At 73.0% G+C, this 4,602-nt stretch carries 3 protein-coding genes; all 3 read left to right on the top strand.

Annotated elements, in window-relative coordinates:
* The coding region (locus D180_RS20170; protein WP_043091446.1) for a helix-turn-helix domain-containing protein at positions 1-209 on the top strand (209 nt) is incomplete at its 5' end.
* Positions 206-1,603: an ATP-binding protein gene (locus tag D180_RS20165; protein ID WP_232760604.1), complete on the top strand. Its 1,398-nt coding sequence runs from the start codon at positions 206-208 to the stop codon at positions 1,601-1,603. The genes D180_RS20170 and D180_RS20165, both read left to right, overlap by 4 nt.
* A 180-nt stretch (positions 1,604-1,783) precedes the next feature.
* Positions 1,784-4,602, top strand: a 2,819-nt coding sequence (locus D180_RS20160; RefSeq protein WP_232760602.1) for a ligand-binding sensor domain-containing diguanylate cyclase, incomplete at its 3' end; no start/stop codon positions are given.

Genomic DNA, 4,602 nt, shown 5'->3' with positions numbered 1-4,602 from the left:
TGCTGTGGCTGCTGGCCGAGCGCCACGGCCGCGCCATCGCCCGCGATTCGATCCAGCAGCGGCTGTACGGCTGGGACGAGGATGTGGCCAGCAACGCGGTGGACGTGCACGTGCACCAGCTGCGGCGCAAGCTCGATCCGGCGCTGATCCGCACCGTGCGCGGGGTCGGCTACGCGCTCGACACCCAGGCCGCGACGGCGGCGCCATGAGTTCGATGCGGCGACGCTTGCTGGGCGGCCTGCTCGGCGTGGTGGTGCCGGTGTTCGCGCTGACCGCGCTGCTGAGTTACCGCGCCGGCCTGCAGGAGGCCGGCGAGATGTTCGATGCCAAGCTGGTGCAGTCCTCGCGCGTGTTGCTGAGCCTGGTCGACGAGCCGCTGGACGATCTGTCGCGGCTGGGTCCGGCCGGCGACGCCATCGTGATCCGCGGCTGGCATGGCCAGGCGCAGGGCGTGGGCGAGGCGCTGGCGTTCCGCACCGGGCACGCCTACGAAAGCAAACTCGCGTTCCAGGTGCGCGACCGCAATGGCCATCTGCTGCTGCGCTCGGACAGCGGGCCGACCCGGCAGCTGGCGCCGCTGCGCGCCGGCTTCGCCGACGTCACCCTGGATGGCGACCGCTGGCGCACCTTCAGCCTGCGCTCGCCCGGCGGGCGCTGGTTCCAGACCGGCGAACAGGCCGATATCCGCGAGGAACTGGCCGAGGACATCGCGCTGGGCACGGCCCTGCCGTTGCTGCTGGCCCTGCCGGTGCTGGTGGTGCTGGTGTGGCTGGTGGTGAGCTGGGCCAGCGGCGCCCTGAGCCGGGTCTCGCAGGCGATCGGCGAGCGCGACCCGCAGCGGCTGGAATCGCTGCCGCTGCAGGGCGTGCCGCGCGAGATCCTCGGCCTGGTCGCCGCGGTCAACGGGCTGATGCGGCGCCTGCAGACCGCGCTGGAGCGCGAACGCCGCTTCATCGCCGATGCCGCGCACGAACTGCGCACTCCCATCGCCGCGCTGAAGGTGCACGCCGACAACCTGCGCCAGGCCCGCGACGCCGACGAGCGCAGCGAATCGCAGCGGCACCTGGACGCCAGCGTGCGCCGGGTGGAGCGGCTGGTCGCACAGTTGCTGACCCTGAGCCGGGTCGAGCCGGGGGCTGCCGCCGCGGCGCTGTCGCCGCTGGCGCTGGACGCGCTGGTGGCGTTGCAGGTGGAGGAGGCGCGCGACCAGGCCGCGCGCCGCGGCCAGCACCTGCACCTGCGCCGCAACGACCCGGCACGGCTGCCGGCCAACGAGGCGGCGCTGTCGGCGCTGGTGCGCAACCTGATCGACAACGCGCTGCGCTATGCGCCGCCGCAGGGCCAGGTCGAGGTCGCGCTGTGCGCTGGCCGTGACGGCGTCTGCTTCAGCGTCGAGGATTCCGGCCCCGGCATCCCGGCCGAGGCGCGCGAGCGGGTGTTCGCGCGCTTCCACCGCGAGCTGGGCAGTGGCGTGGAAGGCAGCGGCCTGGGCCTGGCGATCGTGCGCGAGGTGGTGACCGCGCACGGCGGCGAGGTGACCCTGGACGCCTCGCCGACCCTGGGCGGCCTGCGCGTCTGCGTGACCCTGCCGCTGCCCCCGTGAGCCAGGCCTGGGCGTCAGGAACACCCTGACATCGGCGCCGAACAGGCGGTGATAGATTAGCCATCTGCCCACAGGGGGTACCCGCGCGCCGTTGCAGGTGTGATTCGGAAAGGGATGGAACAGGGGGATCGGCGTCACGATAGTCGCGACGGCGCGTACGCGCTGTGTCGCCGCCTGGGCGTGGTGATATGCCTGCTGCTGGCGCTGTGCTGCGCCAGTGCCGCCGCGCGCGCCGAACCGGCCGCGCCGCTGACCGAGCGCGCGGTGCTCGACCGCCCGGTGATCGCGCGCTGGACCATGGAAGAGGGGCTGCCGCACAACTTGGTGCACGCGCTGGCCCAGGACCGCGACGGCATGATCTGGGTGGGAACCTGGGAAGGCGTGGCCCGCTTCGACGGCCGCGCCTTCACCGTCTTCGATCGCCAGAACACCCCGGGCATGGAGTTGTCGGGCGTGTTCGCACTGCTCGCCGAAACCGATGGCGGCATGCTGGTCGGCACCGCCTACGACGGCGTGTTCCGCTACGCCGCCGGGCGCTGGGAGCATCTGGGCGATGCGCGCGCGCAGCGCCTGCGGGTTACCGCGATGCTGCGCGATGCCGACGGCGCGCTGTGGGTGGGCAGCGAGGACGGCCTGTTCCGGATCGAGGCCGACGGCCGCCTGGTCGATGTCGGCACCGCCGCGGGGCTGCGCCGGACCCGCATCGCCGCGCTGCTGCGCTACCGCGATGCGGTGCTGGTGGGCACCTCGCAGGGGCTGTTCCGCCTGACCGCGCACGGCACGCAGGCGCAACGCTGGGGCACGGCGGCGATGCGCACCGCCTCGATCCGGCGGCTGACCCCCGACCGTCACGGCGGCCTGCTGGTGGCCAGCGACGAGGGCGTGTTCTGGCTCGGCGGCAACGGCGAGCTGCAATGGCTGCGGCGCGGCCAGCGCGTCGATGCCGCGCTGCAGGACCAGGACGGCCAGCTGTGGATGAGCCTGTCCAGCGGGCAACTGTTGCGGCGCACCGCCAACGGCGCCAGCGACGAAGTCCTGTCGATCTCCGGCGTGGTCAGCCCCGCGCTGATCGAGGACCACGAGGGCCTGGTGTGGGCCGGCAGCACCGACGGGCTGTTCCGTGTCGCCAAGGGCGACGCTGGCGGCCTGACCCGCCAGGACGGGCTCGGCAGCGACTACGTACGTGTGGTCGAGCAGAACGCCGATGGCACGATCTGGATCGGCCATGCCGCCGGCGTGGACCGCTGGGAGGGCGGCCGCATCCGCGCGGTACGGCTGAGCGAGCGGCCGGGCCGCGATCCATCGGTGCTGGCGCTGGCCGCCGCCCGCGACGGCGGCATGTGGGTGGGCACTTACGACCAGGGCGTGCTGCTGCTGTCGGCCGACGGCACGATCCGGCAACGCCTGGGCGTGGCCGCGGGTGTGCCGCGCTCCATGGTGCGCGCGCTGCTGGCCGATGCCGACGGCGGCCTGTGGATCGGCGGCAACGAGGGGCTGCTGTACCGCAAGGGCGATCGCACGCGGGCCTACGGCAGCGCCGACGGCCTGCCCGGGCGACAGGTGCAGGCGCTGTACCGCGACCGCGCCGGCGTGCTGTGGATCGGCACCAATCAGGGCGTCGCCACGCTCGCGGGCAACGGCACGCTGCAGGCGCGGCCAAGCGGGCAGGGCTTCCCGGCGCAGAACGCCTTCGACTTCCTCGAAGATGCCGACGGCACCCTGTGGGTCGCCAGCGACCGTGGCCTGCTGCGGCTGCGCGGCGGGCAGTGGCGCATCTACGACCATAGCGTCGGTCTGCCGCGCGACAAGCTGTTCCGGCTGCTCGACGACGGCAACGGCAACCTGTGGGCGAACAGCAACCGCGGCGTGCTGCGCATCGCGCGTGCGCGGCTGGCGGAGCTGGACGCGGGCCAGCGCAGCACCCTGGCGGTGGACGTGGTCGACCGCAGCGACGGCATGCCCGGCGGGCAGGGCAACGGCAGCAGCGCACCGGCCGGCTGGCGCAGCCGCGACGGTGTGCTGCTGATCCCGACCTCGGCCGGGCTGGCGCTGATCGATCCGGCCCTGCCGAGCCGGCGCAACGTGCGAGCGCCGCCGCTGGTGATCTCGCATGTACAGGTGGATGGCGTGGCGCAGCCGCTGCGTGGCGAGTACCGCCTGCACGGCGGTGTCGCCCGGCTCGCGGTCGGCTATGCCGGGCTGAGCTTCCGCTCGCCGGACAAGGTGCGCTACCGCTACCGCCTGCAGGGATTCGACCGGCAGTGGGTCGATGCCGGCAGCAACGAGGAAGCCGTCTACACCAACTTGCCGTCGGGCAGCTATCGCCTGGACGTGCAGGCGATGACCAGTCCGCTGGACTGGTCGCGCAGCGAACGCATCGGCAGCGCCTCGCTGCAACTGCAACTGGTGCCGCCGTTCTGGGAGCGCTGGCCGTTCGTGGTGCTGGCGGCGCTGTGCGCGACCGGTCTGATCCTGTGGTGGTACCGCGGCCGCAGCCATCGCTACCGGCGCCGCCAGCGCCGGCTCAACACCATCATCGCCGAGCGCACCCACGAGCTGAAGGCCAAGAACCTGGCGTTGAAGCTGGCCAATCTCGAACGCGAGGACCTGGTGCGCAAGCTCGCCTACCAGGCCGGGCACGATGCGCTGACCGGCCTGCCCAACCGGCGCACCGGCGATCCCTATCTCAACACGGCGCTGGAGCGGGCGCTGAGCGCGCGCACGCCGTTGTGCGTGGCGCTGCTGGACATCGACCACTTCAAGAAGATCAACGACGCCTACGGCCACGAGATCGGCGACGAGGTGCTGCGCCGGGTCGGCGAGTCGCTGCGCGACAGCCTCGGCGAGCAGGCGTTCGCCGCGCGCCATGGCGGCGAGGAATTCCTGCTGGTGCTGCCCGGCCTGGACCAGGAGGCGGCGCGCGCGCGCCTGGACGCGCTGCGCCTGCGCGTGGCCGACCTGGTGCTGTACGCCGACGACGGCCGCGCGGTGCGCTTCAC

Origin of the sequence: Xanthomonas sp. SHU 166 (assembly GCF_000364685.1) — a bacterium.
Lineage (GTDB): Bacteria > Pseudomonadota > Gammaproteobacteria > Xanthomonadales > Xanthomonadaceae > Xanthomonas_A > Xanthomonas_A sontii.
The sequence above is the reverse complement of the archived record's forward strand: the minus strand, read 5'-3'. Positions and strand labels throughout refer to the sequence as shown.